This is a genomic window from Leifsonia sp. HAY1-4F, from assembly GCF_056755275.1.
On sequence record NZ_JBNDHX010000003.1, the window covers coordinates 24662 to 44927 of the forward strand.

Sequence of the window (20266 nt, forward strand, 5' to 3'; positions counted from 1 at the left end):
GTGGAGACTAGCGCGACCCGATCTGCGTGCCGGTCAGGGAGTACCCGCCGTTCGGATTGCGTGACGGCTCCGGCTCGTCAAATCGCGAATTCGGCTTGCCGGGGAGGCTTTCCACGGAGACGCGCAAACGGCGCGCCACGATGATGGCCGTCACGGCAGCGGCGAACAGCACCACGCCGCTCGCTACGAGCAGCCAGCCGATGGCCTCACCCCTGGTCAGCATTACGATGCCCCACGGGCCCGTCAGCCACGCTCCCGCTCCGGTCAGGATCGCCAGTACGACCAGGAGCCTCACGCTCCGGCGTCGCCGCTCGTCCCGTTCGAGGTCCGCCATCAGTGCGTTCATACCCCACCCCCTGATCCACACGCTACTGGCGCGGTATCCAGCCGGCAAGCCTCGATGCCGTCGCGATCGCGGAATTCTCCGCGTTCCACCCCAGCGGGCCGGCGACCTGTCCGGTACGATGGTGGGAGCGAAGGGGAGTATCCCGGACGGTTCCGCAGGCAGGTTGCTGCAGGGCCGGCGCTGTGCACGTCATCACGGTCCGCGAAGCAGTGGGCCCGGGCGCAGTGGCACCGAAAGGTGCGGGAGAGACTTTCGGCGATGTCCGACGCCCTTCGAAAGGTCCCTCGTGGAAACTGTTCTGCCCCTCTGGTTCGAGGTCGGCTCCCTGGTCGTTCTGCTGCTGATCCTCGCGGCCGACCTGCTGATCATCTTCAAGCGGCCCCATATTCCGAGCCCGCGCGAGTCGGCCCTGTGGGTGAGCTTCTACGTTGCGCTGGCGCTGGTGTTCGCGCTCCTGATGCTGCTGATCGGGGACGCGGAGCACGCCGGGCAGTTCCTCGCCGGCTGGCTGACCGAGTACAGCTTGAGCATCGACAACCTGTTCGTGTTCGTCATCATCATGGCCAGGTTCGCGGTGCCCAGGAAGTATCAGCAGGAAGTGCTGATGGTCGGCATCGTCCTGGCGCTGGTGTTCCGTGGCGTCTTCATCGTCCTCGGCGCCGGCCTCATCGCGAGTTTCAGCTGGATCTTCTACCTCTTCGGCGCGTTCCTGCTGTGGACCGCGTTCAACCAGGCCTTCCTCTCCCACGACGACGTGGGTGAAGCGGACTCCTGGTTCGTCCGATTCGCGCGCCGGCATTTGAAGGTCTCGGACCGGTACGAGGGCAACAAGCTGCGCACGACGGTGGCCGGCCGGCGGATGTTCACGCCGCTCATCATCGTCTTCCTGGCCCTCGGGACGACGGACGTGCTGTTCGCGCTGGACTCCATCCCGGCGATCTTCGGCATCACCCAGAGCCCGTTCATCGTGTTCACGGCGAACGTCTTCGCGCTGATGGGCCTGCGCCAGCTGTACTTCCTCCTCGGCCACCTTCTCGACAAGCTCGTGTACCTCAAGTACGGGATCGCGTTCATCCTCGCGTTCATCGGGGTGAAGCTCGTGTTCCACGCGATGCACGAGAACCAGCTGCCGTTCCTCAACGGCGGGAACCACATCGAGTGGGCTCCGGACATCAGCACGTGGACATCCCTCATCGTGATCGTCGGCTCGATGCTCGTCGCCACCGTTGCCAGTCTGGTGAAGCTGAGGATGAGCGGCTCCAGCGTCGCCGAGGCCATCGGCGGGGACGATGCGGAAACCGCCCCGGCCGAGGAGCCCACCGAGAACCGTGCGCCATAGGATGGTCCGACAGGCGCGCTGAGCTGCGCCGCCGGAGCAGGAGGATCACCGCACATGAGCTCTCGCGTCGGGGTGACCGTCTGCAGCGACACGGGTGCGGTACGCCATGTGAACGAGGACAGCACTCTCGCCGAGGACCCGGTCTTCGTCGTCGCCGACGGCATGGGCGGCCACGCGCGCGGCGACCTGGCCAGCAGGACCGCCGTGGAGAGCCTCGCCCGCACGCTCCAGCCGGGCAGCCGTCCGACTCCCGACGAGGTGATCCGTGCGATCGACGAGGCCAACGCGGCGGTGCGCGCACTGTCCGGGGCGGACGAGTCCGGCCCGGCCGTCGCCGGCACGACCCTGACCGGAATCGTCCGCGTCCGGGTGCCGAAACTGGCGGCGGAGCAATGGATGGTCGTCAACGTCGGCGACTCGCGGGTCTACTCCTGGGACGGCGAACGCCTGCGTCAGCTGACGGTCGATCACTCGGCCGTACAGGAGCTGGTCGACGCCGGGCTCATCACCGAGGTGCAGGCCGCCATCCATCCGGAGCGGAATGTCATCACGCGCGCGCTCGGCGCCGAGGACTTCGTCGATGCCGACTTCGAACTGATCGCCGAGGAGGGCCGGCAGGTCTTCCTGATCTGCTCGGATGGGCTCACGCGCGAACTGAGCGATCGCCGGATCGCGGAGGTCCTCGCGGCAGGCCACCCCGACCCGGCGGCGGCCCTCGTGGACGCGGCGAACGAGGCGGGCGGACATGACAACATCACCGTGATCCTGGTCGAATCCGTCATCGAGGAGACACCGAGGGCGTGAGCCGGTGGCTGCCGCGCCGGCCGCGCAACCGGAGGGACCCTCAGCGCCGGATGGTACTCTGGGTGTGTGTACGCGGGTCTTCTCCTCCTTAGCCGCCGCGGCGAGTCCTAGTCATCAGGCCACCCTCGCCGCGGAGTCCGTCGACGGCTGATCCGTTCACACGCTAAGGAGTTCGTAAGAGAATGAGCACCCCCACCGGGCCGCTGACGCTGGCCGAGAAAGTCTGGAACGACCATCTGGTCGCCAAGGGCGAAGATGGTTCGCCCGACCTCATCTACATCGATCTGCACCTCGTCCATGAGGTGACGAGCCCGCAGGCCTTCGATGGCCTGCGAATGGCAGGTCGCCCGGTTCGCCGTCCCGATCTCACGATCGCGACCGAGGACCACAACACGCCGACGATCGGCATCGACCGGCCGATCGCCGACCTCACCAGTCGCACCCAGATCGAGACGCTGCGCCGGAACGCCGAGGAGTTCGGCATCCGCCTGCACTCGCTCGGAGACATCGAGCAGGGCATCGTGCACGTCGTGGGCCCGCAGCTCGGCCTGACGATGCCGGGCATCACCGTGGTCTGCGGCGACTCGCACACGTCGACGCACGGCGCGTTCGGCGCGATGGCCTTCGGGATCGGCACGAGCGAAGTGGAGCACGTGCTCGCCACGCAGACCCTCCCGCTGAAGCCGTTCAAGACCATGGCGATCACCGTCGAGGGCGAACTGCGCCCGGGTGTCACGGCCAAGGACATCATCCTCGCCGTCATCGCCAAGATCGGCACGGGCGGCGGGCAGGGCTACGTCCTGGAGTACCGCGGCAGCGCCATCCGCGCGCTCTCCATGGAGGGCCGCATGACGATCTGCAACATGTCGATCGAGGCCGGTGCTCGCGCCGGCATGGTCGCGCCCGACGAGACGACCTTCGCCTACCTGAAGGGCCGTCCGCACGCGCCGCACGGCGACGACTGGGATGAGGCGGTCGCCTACTGGAAGACGCTGCAGACCGATGATGACGCCGTCTTCGACGCAGAGGTGTACCTCGACGCCGCCGAGATCGAGCCGTTCGTCACCTGGGGGACCAATCCCGGTCAGGGCGTCTCCCTCAGCCAGGCGGTGCCCGACCCGGCGACGATCGCCGACCCGAACGCCCGCGCCGCCGCCGAGCGAGCGCTGGAGTACATGGACCTCGAGCCGGGCACGCCGATGAAGAGCATCCCGGTGGATGCGGTCTTCATGGGCTCCTGCACCAACAGCCGTATCGAAGACCTGCGGGCGTTCGCCTCCATCATCAAGGGGCACAAGAAGGCCGACGGCGTGCGCGTCATGGTCGTCCCGGGCTCCGCCCGCGTGCGCATCGAGGCCGAGGCCGAGGGGATCGACAAGATCGTCGAAGAGTTCGGCGCGGAGTGGCGGTTCGCCGGGTGCTCGATGTGCCTGGGCATGAACCCCGACCAGCTCGCTCCGGGGGAGCGCTGCGCCTCCACCTCCAACCGCAACTTCGAGGGCCGCCAGGGCAAGGGCGGCCGCACCCACCTGGTGTCGCCCCTGGTCGCTGCGGCGACGGCGATCCGCGGGACGCTGTCGAGCCCGTGGGACCTGGAGCACGAAGGCGACGACACGCCGCAGGATGGCGGCACGCTGAACGCCATCGGAGAGAAGGTGGGCGCCTGATGGAGAAGTTCGAGACAGTCACCGGCACGGCGGTCCCGTTCCGCCGTTCCAACGTGGACACCGACCAGATCATCCCTGCGGTGTTCCTCAAGCGCGTCACGAAGACGGGCTTCGAGGATGCGCTGTTCCACGCCTGGCGTCAGGACCCCGATTTCATCCTCAACCGCCCGGAGTACCAGGGCGCGACGGTGCTCGTGGCCGGCTCCGATTTCGGCACGGGTTCGTCTCGCGAACACGCTGTCTGGGCGCTCCGCGACTTCGGATTCCGGGTGGTGCTGAGCCCGCGCTTCGCCGACATCTTCCGCGGGAATGCGGGGAAGCAGGGCCTTCTCACCGGGATCATCTCGGAGGAGGACGCCGAGCGCCTGTGGGAGGCGATCGAGGCGCAGCCGGGAATATCCGCCACGGTGGATCTGGTTGCCAAGACTGCGAGCGTGGGTGCAGTGACCGTGTCTTTCGAGATCGACGACTACACTCGCTGGCGTTTGCTCGAAGGGTTGGATGACATCGCTCTGACCCTGCGCGACGAGGCGCGCATCTCCGAATACGAATCGGGCCGCGCGAGCTGGCGGCCCACGACCCTCCCGGTGAAACTTTGAACTCTCTTCTTCAGGACGCTCAGGCGGCAGGAGCCCACGTCGGCCTCAAAGGCGATCGCATCACGATCAACGGTGGGATCCCGCTCCAGGGCCGCATCGAGATCCGCGGCGCCAAGAACTTCGTCACCAAGGCGATGGTCGCCGCGATCCTCGGCGAAGGCCCGAGCGTCCTGCGGAACGTGCCCGATATCTCCGACGTCCGCGTGGTCCGGGGGCTCCTCGATGTGCACGGCGTCAAGGTGACGGACGGCGCGGAGGAGGGCGAGCTCCTGCTCGATCCGAGCGCGGTGGAGTCGGCGCACATGGCGGACATCGACGCGCACGCCGGTTCTAGCCGCATCCCGATCCTGTTCTGCGGGCCGCTGCTGCACCGTCTCGGCGAGGCGTTCATCCCCGACCTGGGTGGCTGCCGGATCGGCGACCGGCCGATCGACTACCACCTGGAGGTGCTGCGCAAGTTCGGTGCGGTGGTCGACAAGCTGCCCAGCGGCATCCGGATGACGGCCCCCAACGGCCTCCACGGGGCCAAGCTGGAGCTCCCGTACCCGAGCGTGGGCGCCACGGAGCAGGTGCTGCTCACAGCGGTCCGCGCCGCCGGCATCACCGAGCTCAAGGGCGCGGCCATCGAGCCCGAGATCATGGATCTCATCAACGTCCTGCAGAAGATGGGGGCCATCATCTCGGTCGACACCGACCGGGTGATCCGCATCGAGGGCGTCGATTCGCTCGTCGGTTACAGCCACACCGCACTGTTCGACCGGAACGAGGCCGCCAGCTGGGCGGCCGCCGCTCTGGCGACCGGTGGCGATATCTTCGTCGGCGGAGCACGCCAGCCCGAGATGCTCACCTTCCTCAACGTCTTCCGCAAGGTGGGCGGCGCCTTCGAGATCAACGACGACGGCATCCGCTTCTACCACCCGGGCGGCGAGCTCAAGCCGGTCGTGATCGAGACGGATGTGCACCCCGGGTTCATGACGGACTGGCAGCAGCCGCTCGTCGTGGCGCTGACCAAGGCGTCGGGCGTGTCGATCGTGCACGAGACGGTGTACGAGCAGCGCTTCGGCTTCGTGGATGCCCTCATCGACATGGGCGCGAAGATCCAGGTGCACAAGGAGTGCCTCGGCGGCCATCCGTGCCGTTTCGGCCAGCGCAACTTCAACCACTCCGCGGTCATCATAGGCCCGGTGGAGTTGAAGGGCGCCGACATCGAGGTCCCCGACCTTCGTGGCGGATTCAGTCACCTGATCGCGGCACTGACGGCCGAGGGCCAGTCCACGGTGAGCAACGTCGGGATCATCAGCCGCGGGTACGAGAACTTCATCACGAAGCTGCAGTTGCTCGGAGCGGATTTCGTCCTCGAAGGCTGAGCCGCTCCGCCTTCATGCGCCGAGCCTGATGCTGTGTCACGGATAATGGGACGATGCCTGAATCCGATTCGCCCGTGAAGAAGCAGCGCTCCGAGAAGAGCCGTCCGTCGGTCTTCTGGGTTCTCGCCGGAATCCTCGTCCCGATCGGGAGCATGCTCGCCCGCTTCCGCATCGTGGACGCCGAAAAGCTGCCGCGCAGCGGCGCGTTCATCCTCGCGCCCAACCATTACAGCGAGATCGACCCGGTGATGATGGGCATGGTCGCCTGGAAGCTGGGGCGTCTGCCGCGCTTCCTTGCGAAGGAGAGCCTGTTCCGCATCCCCGTGGCCGGCTGGTTCCTGCGCCGGTCGGGGCAGGTCCCCGTCTCCCGCGGCGGGAACGCCCGGGGCGCTGCGCCGCTCGAGGTGGCGCAGAAGATCGTCGATGAGGGGCAGATCGTCGTCATCTATCCCGAGGGCTCGCTCACGCGCGATCCGGACATGTGGCCCATGCGCGGCAAGGCCGGTGCCGCCCGCATGGCCCTCGAGCACGACATCCCGGTCATCCCCATGGCGCACTGGGGCACCCAGCAGGTGATGGCACGCTACGCGAAGAAGATCAGCTGGTTCCCGCGCAAGACGATCGACGTGAAGATCGGCGACCCGGTCGACCTTTCCGCCTTCCGGGGCAGGCCCCTCGACAACGCCACCCTGACCGAGGCGACCGCGGTCATCATGGATGCGATCACGGCGCTCCTGGAAGACCTCCGCGGAGAGAAGGCCCCTGCCCAGCGCTGGGACCCGTCGCAACACAATCAGAAGGAGACCGGCCGCTTCGATGGCTAAAGCAGTGAAGGCTCCCATCGCCCGTCCCCGTCGCGTCGCCGTCCTCGGCGCCGGCAGCTGGGGGACGACGTTCGCGAAGATCCTCGCCGATGGCGGCTCCGAGGTGGTGCTGTGGGCGAGGCGTCCGGAGGTCGCCCGCGAGATCAACGAGGTGAAACGCAACAGCGATTACCTCGAGGGCATCAACCTGCCCCGGAATCTGCGCGCGACTCCCCGTCTCGGCGAGGCGATTCAGGGCGCCGAGCAGGTGTTCGTCTCGATCCCCAGTCAGATGCTCCGCTCGAACCTCGAGGCGATGATCCCGTATCTGGGTCCGGAGACGGTGGTCGTCAGCCTGATGAAGGGCGTGGAGAAGGGCACAGGGCTGCGCATGAGCGAGGTCATCGCCCAGGGCCTCCCGATCGAGTTGGAACGGATCGCCGTCGCCTCCGGCCCGAACCTCGCGCTGGAGATCGCCCGGGAGCAGCCGACAGCCGCCGTGGTCTCGTCGGCGAGTCTGGAGACGGCGCAGGCCGTCGCGATGGCGGCCACGAACCGGTACTTCCGCAGCTTCGTCAACACCGACGTGATCGGCACCGAGTTCGGCGGGGTGCTGAAGAACCTGATCGCCGTCGCGATCGGGATCGTCGACGGTGTCGGCTACGGCGAGAACACCAAGGCGTCGATCATCACCCGCGGCCTGGTCGAGATGACCGACTTCGCGGTGGCGTACGGCGCTCAAGCCGAGACGCTGTCCGGGCTGGCCGGCCTGGGCGACCTCATCGCGACGTGCGAGTCCTCGCTCAGCCGCAACAATACGGCGGGCCGCCTGCTCGGGCAGGGCTACGGCTTTAGCGACGTGGTCAAACAGATGAACCAGACGGCGGAGGGTCTCGCCTCCGTCGCGCCCATCCTGAGCCTTGCGGAGGCTCGCGGAGTAGAGATGCCGATCGTGCGTCAGGTGAGCCAGGTGCTCGCCGGTACGCTCGATCCGAGGGACATCGCACCGCATCTCACGACGGATTCGGACGAGCCGCAAGGCGAAAGGACAGTGGATGACGGACAGAGTCGCAGTCGCGCTTCTCTTTGGGGGTCGCTCAAGCGAGCATTCGATCAGTTGCGCGACGGCGGCCGGCGTCCTTGAGGCCATCGATCGCGACCGCTACGACGTCATCCCGATCGGGATCACGCGTGACGGCGCCTTCACCCTGCAGCCGGACGACGCCGCCCGCTTCGCGCTGAACGCCGAGAAGCTGCCCTCCGTCGAGGACAACGGCACGCGCATCCTGTGGCCGGACAGCGTCGCCACGCGCGAGCTCACGGTGGTGGACGGGGACGGCGCGCGCTCGTCGCTCGGCTCGGTCGACATCGTCTTCCCGATCCTGCACGGTCCGTGGGGGGAGGACGGCACGCTGCAGGGCATGCTCGAGCTCGTCGGGCTGCCCTATGTGGGTAGTGGCGTGCTGGCGAGCGCTCTCGGGATGGACAAGCACTTCACCAAGACCGTGCTGCTTCAGGCGGGAATCCCGGTCGCTCCGTGGCGCACCGTGTCGGCATACGAGTGGCGGACCGCGCCCGAGGCCGTCCGCACGGACGCCGGCGCGTTGGGGCTCCCCGTCTTCGTGAAGCCGGCGCGGGCCGGCTCGAGCGTCGGCGTCACGAAGGTCTCGGACTGGTCGGATCTCGACGCCGCGATGGAGACCGCACTCGCGGAGGACCACCGGGTGCTCATCGAGGCGATGGTGAGCGGCCGGGAGGTGGAGATCGCGGTACTCGGTGGACGGCCGGGCGAACCGTCGCGCGCCTCCGTCGCGGGTGAGATCGTCGTCAACGGACGCGACTTCTACGACTTCGCAGCGAAGTACCTGGATGCTCCGGGCGTCGATCTGGTGTGTCCGGCCGATCTGACCGAGGCGCAACTCAGCGAGATGCGCGAACTCGCCGTGCGCGGCTTCGATGCGATCGGTGGCGAGGGCCTGGCCCGCGTCGACTTCTTCCTCACCGAGGTCGGCTTCGTCATCAACGAGATCAACACGATGCCTGGATTCACTCCGATCTCGATGTTCCCGCGCTGCTGGCAGGAGTCGGGCCTCAGCTATCCGGCACTGATCGACGAATTGATCCAGATCGGCATCGCCCGAGGCTCCGTCTGACGCTTGCTACCGGTGCGGCTTACGGGCGTCGGGACCCGGCTCGTCGCGTCGTGTTAAGGGGACGGCGACGGCGTGGCGGAGGGCGTGGCTCCCGGGTCCGTGTCCAGGGTGGAGAGGCACTTCTGCGTCTGCTTCACGGTGGAGATCGCGCTCGCGAACTCGGGCAGCACGGCCGAGTCGGACACCCCGGCGACATGGTCGATGATGACTTCGGTCGCGGGCGTGCGACCGAAGGTCTGGTAGACGATCGTCTTCGCGGCCGGGTCCGTCATGAGCACCCAGTCCACGCCGTTCACGTCGACGCACGGTTTCGTGGTCGGTCCGATGGGCGGGACGCCGCACCGCAGGATGACAGCGGTCGGGTCGCCCCAGGCGCCTGTCGCCTGCGCGTCGGTCTCCCTCTTCGCCTTGTCGGCGACGGAGTCGGGCAGGCGGACGCTGATCTCTGCGCATCCGGGCGCGTTCGCGTCCGGAGCGGGGTCGAGCGAGACCGTCGGCGCGCATCCCGCGAGGAGGAGCGCCGAGCCGGCCAGGAGCAGGGCCGGGAGGGTGGGGCGACGGGTTCTCATCGGTTTCAGGCTACCGTTTCAGATCATGGGAACCTCTGGGAACGTAGCGGCCGGGATCACGATCGGGGAGGCGTCGGAACGGGAGGCCCTCCGCCGCATCTTTCCGCGGCTCCCGCAGTCGGCGGCGACGCTCGTGGGTCCCGGGGATGACGCTGCGGTGCTGGCGGCGCCCGACGGACGGTTCGTCGTGACGACGGACATGATGGTGCACGGGCCCGATTTCCGCCTGGCCTGGTCGGGGCCCATGGATGTGGGCTGGAAGGCCGCCGTCACCAACCTGTCCGATGTGGCCGCCATGGGCGCCGTACCCACCGCGCTCGTGGTGGCGATCGCCGCGCCTCCTCAGACTCCGGTCACGTGGCTCGAGGGCGTGGCCGACGGCTTCCGCCTCGCCTGCGAGCAGCTTCAGCCCGGCTGCGGTGTCGTCGGCGGTGACCTCTCGGTCTCGGCGACCCTCACGATCGCGGTGACCGCCTTCGGCGACCTCCAGGGCCGGGCGCCGGTTCTCCGCAGCGGCGCCCGCGCGGGTGACGTCGTCGCGGTCTCCGGCCCGCTGGGTCACGCCGCAGAGGGCTTGCGCCTGCTGTTCGCGGAGGCTGTGGATGCGGACGGCGAGCCGGATTCCGCGCGCTTCGCGGCCGTCGCGGCCGCGCATCCCGTGGCCGTCGCCGCCCAGCTCCGGCCGCGACCGCCGCTCGCCGATGGACCGCTCGCGGCGACCGCCGGAGCGACGGCGATGCTCGACCTGAGCGACGGGCTCGCGCTCGACGGGCGCCGTATCGCCGAGGCGAGCGGTGCCGCCCTCGATCTGGACTCCCGGGCCGTTGCGTCGGTCGTCCGCGACTGGGCCACACCGGCGTGGGACGCCGTCGGACCGGACCTGCATACGGCGCTCACGGGCGGCGAGGACCACGGTCTGCTTGCGACGTTCCCGGCCGGCCTGCCGCTTCCCGGCGGCTTCCACCCGATCGGGGAGGTGCGCCGCGGTTCCGGCCTGCTCGTCGACGGCCGGCTCTTCGATGAGCGTGGCGGATGGGACCCCTACCTGGAGTGGGACGGCGGTCGCGGCTGACGGCTTCGGGAAGCCAGGACGGGGGAGAGGGTCGCAGCGCCGGCTACGCCGGGTCTCGTGTCAGCCAGAAGACGGCTGTCTCCCCGTAATTCTTTCGACGTTCGAGAGTCAGTCCGTCGGGGAGCGCGGGCTCCGCGGTGCGGGCGCTGCGCTCCAGGCACACGACGGCGTCGTCCGGGAGGAGCGGCGCGAGCGACCGGAACACCAGGTGCAGCTCCGCGTCCCCCAGATCGTAGGGCGGATCGAGGAAGACCACATCGAACGGACCGGCCGCTCCGTTCAGATAGGTCTGGACCGGGGTGGCGCGGACGTCGAGGACTGGCAGGGTCCGGCGCGCTGCCGCCGCCGCCGCTGTCAGCGCCGCGGCGTTGCGCCGGCACACCTGTGCTGCGGCCGGGCTCTTCTCGACCAGCACGACCGAGGCGGCCCCCCGGCTCGCCGCCTCGAGGCCGAGCGCTCCGGAACCGGCGTACAGGTCGAGCACGCGTGCTCCGTGCACCGCGTCCCGGGCATCCAGCGAGGAGAAGATCGCCTCCCGCACGCGGTCGCTGGTCGGACGGGTTCCGCTCTTGGGAACCTGCAGGGTCAGCGAGCCGGCGAAACCGGAGACGATTCGGGTCATGGCTCCAAGAGCCTAGCCTCGACGTGGGATGTGCCGCCAAGATATGCCCATGGAGGAACGCCTGGAGCAGGCCGAGCTGGACACGCTCTGGCTCCCCGGAGACCCGATCGCTTCGGCGGAACGACTCGCCGCTGCCGCGGCCGAACCGGACCGGCCGGAGGTCGTCCGCGCGGAGCTGGAGACGCAGCGCGCGCGTGCCCTCGGAGCACAGGGCCGACGTGCCGAGGCGGAGGCTCTGCTGGAGTCGCTCGAGCCCGCCGCCGGAGTCCTGGAGGTGCGGGTGCTGCTCGAACGCGGGCGGTTGCGGCTGGCGGACGGACGCATGGACGAGGCGATTCCCGTCCTGGAGGCGGCTCTGCGCGCAGCACGTCGGGACGCGGACGCCTTTCTCGCGATCGACGCCACGCTGGTGCTCGCCGAGGCCGATCAGGCTCACGCCGATCAGTGGATCGAGGAGGGCCTTTCGGAACTGTCTGGCACGGACGACCCGCGTACTCGCCGATGGGGCGTCGCACTGCACGAGCGGCGGGGCTGGACGCGGCTCGCCGAGGGGGATGCGCCGGCCGCCGTGGAGTCGTTCCGGCAGGCCTTCGAATTCGCCCGGGCGTTCGGGACGGCCGACCTGCGGTTCGCGGCGGAGTGGGCGCTCGCGCGCTGCCTGCGCGAACTGGGGCGCCGGAGCGAGGCTCTGGAAATCCAGCGGAGGCTCGCGGCCGAGCGCCCCGAGGAGCCGGCGGTCGCCGCTGAGCTCGCGGCGCTCATGGCGCAGGACGGCGCTTCCACCGGTGCGGCCGCTGACGAGACGTCGTCGGAGGAGGCGCATACCATCGACTCATGACCTCGATCCCCGCCCCGGCCGCTCCCGGCTCCGCGGAGGCGGGCGCCGTGAGCCTCGACTCGCGGTTGACCGGCGTGCTCGGCGGCCGCACGGCGTCGGCGTTCGAGAAGGCGTTCAGGATGCGCACGGTCGCCGATCTTCTCAGTCACTATCCGCGCCGCTACGCCAAGCGCGGCGAGTTGACTGCGCTCGCGAACCTACCCCTCGATGAGAACGTCACGATCATCGCCGAGGTCATCCGTGTGCAGGAGCGACCGATGCGGGCGCGGCGTGGCAGCATCCTCGAGGTGAAGATCACGGACGGCGAGGGGATCCTGACGCTCACCTTCTTCAATCAGGCCTGGCGCTCGAAGGAGCTCGTCCCCGGCGTCCGCGGGATCTTCGCGGGCAAGGTCTCGGCTTACCGCGGGGCGCTGCAACTCGCGCATCCCGATTACGAGCTGTTCGAATCGGACTCCGAGAATGCGGTGAGCCCCGGCAGCGCGGCCGCCAAGGAGTGGGCGCAGACGCCCATCCCGATCTATCCGGCGACGGGGACGATCGCCAGCTGGCAGGTGCAGAAGGCGGTCGGGCTGGCGCTCGACGCACTCGGAGCGATCGCCGATCCGGTCCCGGACGAGGTGGTCGTGCAGCGCGGACTGATGCCGTACCGGGAAGCCCTGGAGGGCATCCACCGGCCGCAGAAGGATGCGCAGTGGCAGCGCGCGCGGGACACCCTACGATTCCAGGAGGCGTTCGTCCTGCAGGCGGCTCTGCTACAGCAGCGGGCGGCGGCGCGGGCCGTCGCCGCGACGCCCCGAGAGGCGGTCCCGGGAGGACTGCTGGAGCGTTTCGACGCTGCCCTGCCGTTCTCGCTCACCGGCGATCAGGACGCGGTCGGACGCGAGATCGCGCAGGACCTGGCGGGCACCGCCGCCATGCACCGGCTCGTCCAGGGCGAGGTCGGCTCCGGCAAGACGCTCGTGGCGTTGCGGGCCATGCTCGCCGTCGCGGACTCGGGTGGCCAGTCGGCCCTGCTGGCGCCGACGGAGGTCCTGGCGGCGCAGCATCTGCGGTCCATCGCGGCGATGCTCGGGCCCGACCTCTCCGCCCAGCTCATGCCGACCCTCCTAACCGGTCAGCTCTCGGCGGGGGAGCGGAAGCGCGCCCTGCTGCGGACCGTCTCGGGGCAGGCCAGGATCGTCGTCGGCACGCACGCGCTGCTCGGCGATGCCGTCACCTTCTTCGACCTGGGGCTCGTGGTCGTGGACGAGCAGCACCGCTTCGGCGTGGAGCAGCGGGAGGCCCTGCGCGCCAAGGGCGGGACGCCTCCGCATGTCCTCGTGCTGACGGCGACCCCCATCCCGCGCACGGTGGCGATGACCGTCTTCGGCGACCTGGACGTGTCCACGATCGCGCAGCTGCCGGCCGGCCGGCAGGGCATCGAGAGCTTCGTCGTCCCGCTGGCCGACCGCCCGGGCTGGGAGCGCCGCATCTGGGAGCGGGCGTCGGAGGAGATCGGCAAGGGGCGACAGGTGTTCGTCGTCTGCCCGGCGATCTCCGGCAAGGATGCGGAGGACGACGGCGAGGAGCCGGAGCCCGACACGCCGACGGCAGGGGAGGAGGGCGTGCCCGCCCGGCCGATCGCGAGCGTCGAGGCGGTAGCGGCGCAGGTGCGCGCCGACCCGCTGTTCGCCGAGACCCGGATCGGGGTGCTGCACGGCCGCTTGCCGTCCGACGCCAAGGACGAGGTCATGCGCGCGTTCGCCGCCGGCACCCTCGACCTTCTGATCGCCACGACGGTGATCGAGGTCGGCGTGGATGTCCCCAACGCCTCGGCCATGGTCGTGCTGGATGCCGACCGCTTCGGTGTGTCACAGCTCCACCAGCTCCGTGGCCGCGTCGGCCGGGGCGGCATCCCCGGGCTCTGCCTCCTCGTGACGGCCGCTGAGCAGGGCAGCCTGGCCCGCGAGCGGGTGGAGGCGGTGGCCGCCACGCTCGACGGTTTCGAGCTGGCGAACATCGACCTCGAACTGCGCCGGGAGGGGAACGTGCTGGGCAGCAGGCAGTCGGGCGGCCGCTCGTCTCTGCGGCTGCTGCGCGTCGCCACGGACGGCGAGCTCATCGCCGAGGCACGCATCGCGGCGGAGGAGACGCTGGAGGGCGACCCCGCGCTGTCGCAGCACCCGGCGCTCGCCGCCGCACTCGCCCGTTGGCTGGACGAGAGCGAACGCGCCTTCCTCGGCAAGTCCTAGCCTCCGCCACCCCGGGGAGGCGCTGGGCCGCGTCCGTGGAGTGAAACGGTTTGGTAACGGATTCACAACGAAATGCCGGGATGCCCGGGATAGTCTGGAGGTCTATGAACAGGATCGCCGTTGTCCCTGGATCGTTCGACCCGGTCACCCTCGGGCACCTCGACGTGATCGAGCGTGCCGCCGGCCTGTGGGACGAGGTCCACGTGGTGGTGGTCCACAACCCGGACAAATCGGCTCTGCTGCCCATCGCGCAGCGCGTGGCCCTGCTCGAGCGCTCGATCGAGGACGCGGGAATCGTCGGCAGGATCGTCATCGCCTCCTGGACGATGGGCCTGCTCGTGGACTACTGCACCGACGTAGGAGCCCACGTCCTGGTGAAGGGCATCCGCTCGCAGGTGGACGTCGCGTACGAGACGCCGATGGCGATCGTCAACCGTCACCTGGCGGATGTCGAGACCGTCTTCCTGCTGCCCAACCCGGCGAACGCGCACGTCTCGAGCTCCCTGGTGCGCCAGGTGTCGGCGCTCGGCGGCGACGTGAGCCCGTACGTGCCGCCGGTCGTGCACGAGTACCTCCAAGACACTTAGGACGGCGACCATGAACAGTTACGCGACGCGTCAGCCGACCGAGTCCTCCGTCGCCCCGGTCGAGGAGACGGTCGCAGCGCCCGGCATGGAGCTGGACGAGTTGCGGCGCGCCGCGGACCAGATCACCACGAACGTCGAGTCCGTCATCGACGGCAAGCACGAGGCCGTCCAGACCGCGCTTGTCGTACTGCTGGCCGAGGGCCACCTGCTCATCGAGGATGTCCCGGGCGTCGGGAAGACCATGCTGGCGAAGTCGCTGGCGAAATCGGTCGACTGCACCGTCAGCCGCATCCAGTTCACCCCCGACCTGCTGCCCAGCGACGTGACGGGCGTCTCGGTGTACAACCAGGCGGAGCGGCGGTTCGAGTTCAAGCCCGGCGCCATCTTCGCGAACATCGTGATCGGCGACGAGATCAACCGGGCGAGCCCGAAGACCCAGTCCGCCCTGCTGGAGTGCATGGAGGAGCGCCAGGTCACCGTCGACGGCTCGACCTATCCTCTCTCCGCTCCCTTCATCGTCGTCGCGACGCAGAACCCGATCGAGATGGAGGGCACCTACGCCCTTCCGGAAGCGCAGCGCGACCGCTTCATGGCCCGCATCGCGATGGGGTACCCGGACGAGGGCTCGGAGCTCGCGATGCTGACCACCCGGGACACGTCGAGTCCGCTCTCGCGCATCCGTCCTGTCGTCAGCACAGAGGAACTGCGGGCCATGATGGTGACCGCGCGGAACGTCTTCGCGTCCACCCCGGTCAAGCAGTATGCGGTCGACCTGGTGCGCGCGACGCGGGAGGACCGCGATCTCCGACTCGGCGCCAGTCCCCGCGCCACCCTGCAGCTCATCCGCGCCGCGAAGGCGATGGCTGCGCTCGCGGGCCGCGACTTCGTGCTGCCGGACGATGTGGATGCGCTGGCCGTCCCGGTTCTCGGCCATCGCCTTCTCCCGACCAGCCGGGCCCTCGGTCACCACCACGAGAGCGCTCCGGTCATCGCCGACATCGTCCGGCGGATCGTCGCATCAACTCCGGTCCCGCTCGGCTCCGGCGCAGTGAGTCCGACAGGCCGCTAGCATGCCCGCCCGCGGTCGCGCCTTTTCGCCGCTGAAGCGGCCGCGCCCGACCGCGCGCGGCTGGACGCTCGGTGGCATCGGCGTGGTGGCGCTCGTCGCCTCCGTGATCCTGGGCCGCACGGACGTGCTGTTCGTCGGCGTCTTCCTCACGGTGCTCCCGCTCGCGGCGATGATCTCCGTCACCATCGACCGTCCCCGCCTCACGGTGGCCCGCGCATTCCATCCCGACGTGGTCGGGGTGGGGGAGCAGGCCTCCATCGTGACGACCGTACGCAACGAGTCCCCGAGACCCAGCCCGGCGGCCGGCTGGCGGGAGTCGGCGCCGCCGGCGGTCGGCGTGCAGCCGTCCGCGCCGTTCCCGCGGCTCGGTGCCCACCAGGTCGACGGCGGTCTCGGTCGCGACACGGTCGTGCTGCGACAGGATGTGGTGCCGGACCGGCGCGGCGCGCACTCGGTCGGCCCGCTCGTGGTGAGCCGTGCCGATCCGTTCGGCATCGCGTACGCGGAGTACGCCGTCGGCCAGCCCCGGCTGCTCCTGGTGACTCCGCAGGTCCGGCAGCTGGGCCGGGGAGTGCTGGATGTGGCGCACAGCGAGGGCACGGAGCACGAGTTGCTGCGGCACAGCATCCCGAGCGCCGACGAGCTGATCGCGCGCGAGTACCGCCCGGGCGACCCGCTCCGGCGCGTCCATTGGCGCGCCACGGCACGGCACGACCAGCTGATGGTGCGGCAGGAGGAGCAGCGCAGCAATCCCGAGGCGTGGATGTTGATGGACACGCGCCCGGCGCCCGTTCGACCTCAGGGGCAGGACGACGTCGCCGACGACGAGTTCGAGACGCTCGTCGATCTCGTCGCCTCGATCGGAGTCCACCTGCTCGACGAGGGCTTCGCCGTGAGTGTCGTGGAGACCGGCGATCGCCAGCTCACGGGCCGCAGCGGCGCCGGGCGCACGGGGACGCTCGGCGCGACGACCGCGACCTACGACGTGAGCACCGCCGACCGGATGCTGCTCGCCGACCTCGCCGCGGTCGAGCCCGCAGCCACCCAGCGGGACGACGCGGTGGTGGAGCTCGGCGCCGGCCTCCGGCGTGCCGGGCGGGCGGTCCCGGTGTTCCTCGTGCTCACCGGAGCTCCACCCGCCGAGCTCGGCGCACTGGCCGCGCTGCGGTCGATGGGAGACCCTGCCGTGGCGTTCGTCGCGGCGTCGCAGCCCGCCGATACGGCGGAGGTCCTCGCCGACGCCGGCTGGCTCTGCGTGACGTACGCCGCGGGCGAGGACCCGGCCGCATGCTGGCAGCGCGCCCTGCAGCGCCACCGGGCGGGGGTGCTGTCCGGTGGCGACTGAGTCTCTCGCACTGGCGATGCCGCAGATCGCGGGGCGACGCAGGTCCGGCTACTGGCGGATCACCGGGGCGCTCCTGCTGCAGGTGCTCGCGCTGAGCTATGCGCTGTCGGGGCTCATCCAGGGCTTCGGGTGGTGGTTGGCCCTCGTGTCGGCGGCGGCACTGGTGCTCGTCACCGGGGCCGCCCTGCGAAACCTCGGAGTGCCTCGCGGCGTCGTTCCCCTGCTCCTCCTGGTGGAGTCGGCAGCGATCATGACCGTGACCTTCGGGCACGGCACCGGGCTCCTCGGCCTCATCCCGACGCCGGCGACGTTCGTCAGCTGGGGTCAGTACCTGCAGCAAGCGATGCTGTCGATCTATCAGCAGGGGACGCCGGCCGAAGCGCTGCCCGAGTTCCTGTTCCTGGTGGTCGGCGGGGGATGCCTGGTCGCGCTGATCCTCGACACCGTCGCCGTGGCACTGCGTGCGCCGGCCTTCACCGCGCTCGGGGTCGGCGCCGTGCTCGTGGTGCCCGGCGCGCTCCTCGGCGACGGCCTCGAGCCGATCTCGCTGGCCGCGTCCGCCGCGGCGTATCTGTGGCTGCTGCGCTGCGACGTCCGCACCCGGAGGCCCGGGACACCGCGGTCGGGCGCGGCCCTGTCCGTCGGCGCCGCGGCTGTCGCCGTCGCCGTGGTCCTCGGCGGAACGGCACCCGGGTTCGAAGCGGGCGGAGCCACCTCCTTCACAGCGGGCGGCATCTCCATCGGCGGAACCGTCACGCCGCTCGTCGACCTCGGGAAGGACCTGCGCCGGCCTGCAGCGGTCCGTGCCCTGACCTACACGACCTCGGCGGCGAACGGTCAGTACCTCAAGCTGGCCTCCCTCGATCAGTTCACCGGCTCCGTCTGGAAGCACCGCGAGCGCGACACCAACAGGCTCGGCGACGGCGTCAAGATCGGCCCCGTCGCGGGGCTGTCCAAGCAGGTGAAGACGGCGAAGATCACGACGACGGTCGCGATCGAGAACATGACGAGCCGCTGGCTTCCGACGCCCGCGCCCGTCCAGTCGGTGAAGGGCCTGAACGGCACTTGGTCCTGGGATCCGGACGACCTGACGATCGGTGGGATCAACGCGACGACTCAAGGACAGCGTTACATCGCGACGAGCCTCATCCTGGAACCGACCGCCGACCAGCTCAAGGCCGCCGGCGGGTTGGTCCCTGCGGGGGTGCTGCGCGACCTCTTCCTCCCGTCCGACATGCCCCCGATCATCGAGCAGACGGCGCTCACGGCGACCAAGGACGCGCTCACGGAGTACGACAAAGCGGTCGCTCTACAGGACTACTTCCGCGACAACAGTTTCGTCTATTCGACCCAGACGCCACTCAAGCAGGGCTACGACGGCGACGGTGCACGCGTCATCGCCCGGTTCCTTCAAGTGAAGAGCGGATATTGCGTGCATTTCGCCTCGGCCATGGCGCTCATGGCGCGAACGCTGGGAATCCCGTCGCGGGTGGCGGAAGGCTATCTCCCCGGCGCGAACAGCGGAGGCACGGCCACGAACCCCGGCGAATACACGGTCACCAGCGACGATCTGCACGCCTGGCCGGAGCTGTACTTCGCCGGCGTCGGCTGGGTGCCGTTCGAGCCGACGGTCGGTCGCGGCACCGTTCCGGATTACACCCGCCCCTTGACCGGGCCGGCCGCCCCGGCGGCCGCCGCGGGCGCCACGTCGGGAGCAGCGCCACGGGCCCTGACGCCGACGGACCCGGCCAACCTCAGCGGCTCCGCGACACCGAACGCAGCCTCCGCCGCCCAGCCGCTCGCGACCGGGATCGGCACGGCGATCCTGGTCATCGCGGTGCTGCTGGTTCCCGCGGTATGGCGCAGGATCCGGCGACGACGGCGACTGCGCGAGCTGAGCGACGAATGGGGAGGCGCATCCCTCGTCTGGGATGAACTGCGCGACACGGTCCGCGACCTCGGCTGGACCGCGCCGCCGACGGAGACCCCGCGGGTCTTCGCCGGCCGGATCGCCGCTGCCGTCGCCGGGACGCCGGCGGAGGAGGGGGTGATGCGTCTCCTCGCCGAGCTGGAGCGGGATGCGTACGGGCGGCCGTCGAGACGCTGGGAGGGGGGACTCGCCGACGACCTGGCTCTCGTCCTGTCGGAGCTTGGGGCGCAGGCCGGTCCCGCGCTACGGCTCAAAGCGGCGCTGCTTCCTGTGTCCTTGCTGCCAGCGGGATGGCCTTCCGCCGCACGTCCCCGGAGTGCCGCGTAAAATAGTTGCTCGTGACCACGAAAAACTCCCCGTACGCCGTCAACGTGTACGACCTCATCCGCCACCCCGGCTCGATGCGCGAGCAGCGCGTCAGCATCCCGGTGACGGAGAAGCTGGGCGAGGGGCTGCTCAGTGTGCCCGAGGGTGAGACCATCGATCTCGACCTCCGGTTGGAGTCGATGCACGAGGGGATCCTCGTCACGGCCGACGCCCAGACCACCGCCGTCGGGGTGTGCGGGCGATGCCTCATCGACATCGAGGAGCCCGTTCAAGTCGATTTCCAGGAACTTTTCGCGTATCCTTCTGACGAAGCTTTCGATCATGAGGTTCACGACGACCACGTGGATCTTGAACCTCTGATCAGGGATACGGTGGTGCTGGCACTGCCGTTCCAGCCGGTGTGCCGGCCGGACTGCCCGGGTCTCGACCCCGAGACCGGGGAGAGGCTGGCGGATGTACCGGACCGCGAGTCCTCGCAGATCATCGATTCTCGGTGGTCTGCGCTTGCGGCCTTCCAGGCTTCCGACACCGATGAACCCCGACCGAACACCGCCGGACCGAACACCGCCGGAACGAATACAGAGAAGAGATAGTC

19 protein-coding genes are annotated in these 20266 nt (G+C 69.6%); 16 read left to right on the plus strand and 3 right to left on the minus strand.

Translation table 11 applies throughout. From position 1 onward, the window contains the following. Positions 1 to 7: 7 nt before the first annotated feature. Entirely contained in the window at positions 8 to 346 is a 339-nt protein-coding gene (locus tag ACPYOG_RS01230; RefSeq protein WP_481292441.1) for a hypothetical protein, read from the minus strand. A gap of 286 nt (positions 347 to 632) precedes the next feature. On the opposite strand from ACPYOG_RS01230, the gene ACPYOG_RS01235 reads away from it, so the two are divergent. The 8 genes from ACPYOG_RS01235 (at position 633) to ACPYOG_RS01270 (ending at position 9078) form a co-directional block, all read left to right on the plus strand. Further along, a complete protein-coding gene (locus ACPYOG_RS01235; RefSeq protein WP_481292442.1) occupies positions 633 to 1685 on the plus strand; it encodes a TerC family protein in 1053 nt (350 codons plus the stop codon). Positions 1686 to 1739: 54 nt separating this feature from the next. Beyond that, on the plus strand, positions 1740 to 2489 hold the full coding sequence (locus tag ACPYOG_RS01240) for a PP2C family protein-serine/threonine phosphatase (protein WP_481292443.1): 750 nt from the start codon (positions 1740 to 1742) through the stop codon (positions 2487 to 2489). Positions 2490 to 2671: 182 nt separating this feature from the next. Then, the gene (gene leuC, locus ACPYOG_RS01245) at positions 2672 to 4156 is read left to right on the plus strand and encodes a 3-isopropylmalate dehydratase large subunit (RefSeq protein ID WP_481292444.1); all 1485 of its coding nucleotides are present in this window, start codon (positions 2672 to 2674) and stop codon (positions 4154 to 4156) included. Next, positions 4156 to 4755 carry a 3-isopropylmalate dehydratase small subunit gene (gene leuD / locus ACPYOG_RS01250; protein ID WP_192629853.1) on the plus strand — a complete coding sequence of 200 codons (600 nt, stop codon included), beginning with the start codon at positions 4156 to 4158 and terminating at the stop codon, positions 4753 to 4755. The genes leuC and leuD overlap by 1 nt, the downstream gene beginning before the upstream one ends. Further along, the gene (gene murA, locus ACPYOG_RS01255) at positions 4752 to 6122 is read left to right on the plus strand and encodes a UDP-N-acetylglucosamine 1-carboxyvinyltransferase (protein WP_481292445.1); all 1371 of its coding nucleotides are present in this window, start codon (positions 4752 to 4754) and stop codon (positions 6120 to 6122) included. Before leuD ends, murA begins: the two co-directional genes overlap by 4 nt. A gap of 53 nt (positions 6123 to 6175) precedes the next feature. Then, positions 6176 to 6946 carry a lysophospholipid acyltransferase family protein gene (locus ACPYOG_RS01260; protein ID WP_481292446.1) on the plus strand — a complete coding sequence of 257 codons (771 nt, stop codon included), beginning with the start codon at positions 6176 to 6178 and terminating at the stop codon, positions 6944 to 6946. After that, positions 6939 to 8069 (plus strand): NAD(P)H-dependent glycerol-3-phosphate dehydrogenase, encoded by a 1131-nt coding sequence (locus ACPYOG_RS01265; protein WP_481292447.1) that lies wholly within the window; start codon positions 6939 to 6941, stop codon positions 8067 to 8069. Before ACPYOG_RS01260 ends, ACPYOG_RS01265 begins: the two co-directional genes overlap by 8 nt. Continuing rightward, entirely contained in the window at positions 7981 to 9078 is a 1098-nt protein-coding gene (locus tag ACPYOG_RS01270; protein WP_481292448.1) for a D-alanine--D-alanine ligase family protein, read from the plus strand. The genes ACPYOG_RS01265 and ACPYOG_RS01270 overlap by 89 nt, the downstream gene beginning before the upstream one ends. 53 nt (positions 9079 to 9131) lie before the next feature. On the opposite strand, the gene ACPYOG_RS01275 is transcribed toward ACPYOG_RS01270, so the two are convergent. Beyond that, complete coding sequence (locus tag ACPYOG_RS01275) at positions 9132 to 9647, minus strand: DUF3515 family protein (RefSeq protein WP_481292449.1); 516 nt, start codon at positions 9645 to 9647, stop codon at positions 9132 to 9134. A 25-nt stretch (positions 9648 to 9672) separates the two neighbouring features. Between ACPYOG_RS01275 and ACPYOG_RS01280 the strand changes: the two genes are divergently transcribed. Further along, positions 9673 to 10719: a thiamine-phosphate kinase gene (locus tag ACPYOG_RS01280; protein WP_481292450.1), complete on the plus strand. Its 1047-nt coding sequence runs from the start codon at positions 9673 to 9675 to the stop codon at positions 10717 to 10719. Between the two features lie 43 nt (positions 10720 to 10762). Here ACPYOG_RS01280 and rsmD read toward each other — a convergent pair whose 3' ends face one another. Beyond that, positions 10763 to 11341 (minus strand): 16S rRNA (guanine(966)-N(2))-methyltransferase RsmD, encoded by a 579-nt coding sequence (gene rsmD / locus ACPYOG_RS01285; protein WP_481292451.1) that lies wholly within the window; start codon positions 11339 to 11341, stop codon positions 10763 to 10765. Between the two features lie 49 nt (positions 11342 to 11390). Between rsmD and ACPYOG_RS01290 the strand changes: the two genes are divergently transcribed. The 7 genes from ACPYOG_RS01290 (at position 11391) to ACPYOG_RS01320 (ending at position 20264) form a co-directional block, all read left to right on the plus strand. Continuing rightward, on the plus strand, positions 11391 to 12179 hold the full coding sequence (locus tag ACPYOG_RS01290; RefSeq protein WP_481292452.1) for a hypothetical protein: 789 nt from the start codon (positions 11391 to 11393) through the stop codon (positions 12177 to 12179). Further along, entirely contained in the window at positions 12176 to 14413 is a 2238-nt protein-coding gene (locus ACPYOG_RS01295; RefSeq protein WP_481292453.1) for an ATP-dependent DNA helicase RecG, read from the plus strand. Before ACPYOG_RS01290 ends, ACPYOG_RS01295 begins: the two co-directional genes overlap by 4 nt. Positions 14414 to 14517: 104 nt before the next feature. Continuing rightward, the gene (gene coaD, locus ACPYOG_RS01300; RefSeq protein WP_090041587.1) at positions 14518 to 15000 is read left to right on the plus strand and encodes a pantetheine-phosphate adenylyltransferase; all 483 of its coding nucleotides are present in this window, start codon (positions 14518 to 14520) and stop codon (positions 14998 to 15000) included. Positions 15001 to 15010: 10 nt separating this feature from the next. Then, complete coding sequence (locus ACPYOG_RS01305; protein WP_481292454.1) at positions 15011 to 16069, plus strand: AAA family ATPase; 1059 nt, start codon at positions 15011 to 15013, stop codon at positions 16067 to 16069. 1 nt (position 16070) lies between these two features. Then, positions 16071 to 17414 (plus strand): DUF58 domain-containing protein, encoded by a 1344-nt coding sequence (locus tag ACPYOG_RS01310; protein WP_481292455.1) that lies wholly within the window; start codon positions 16071 to 16073, stop codon positions 17412 to 17414. Beyond that, a complete protein-coding gene (locus ACPYOG_RS01315) occupies positions 17404 to 19671 on the plus strand; it encodes a transglutaminase TgpA family protein (RefSeq protein WP_481292456.1) in 2268 nt (755 codons plus the stop codon). The genes ACPYOG_RS01310 and ACPYOG_RS01315 overlap by 11 nt, the downstream gene beginning before the upstream one ends. Positions 19672 to 19682: 11 nt before the next feature. Then, positions 19683 to 20264, plus strand: a complete 582-nt coding sequence (locus ACPYOG_RS01320; protein ID WP_090041676.1) for a YceD family protein — start codon at positions 19683 to 19685, stop codon at positions 20262 to 20264. Positions 20265 to 20266: the final 2 nt, after the last annotated feature.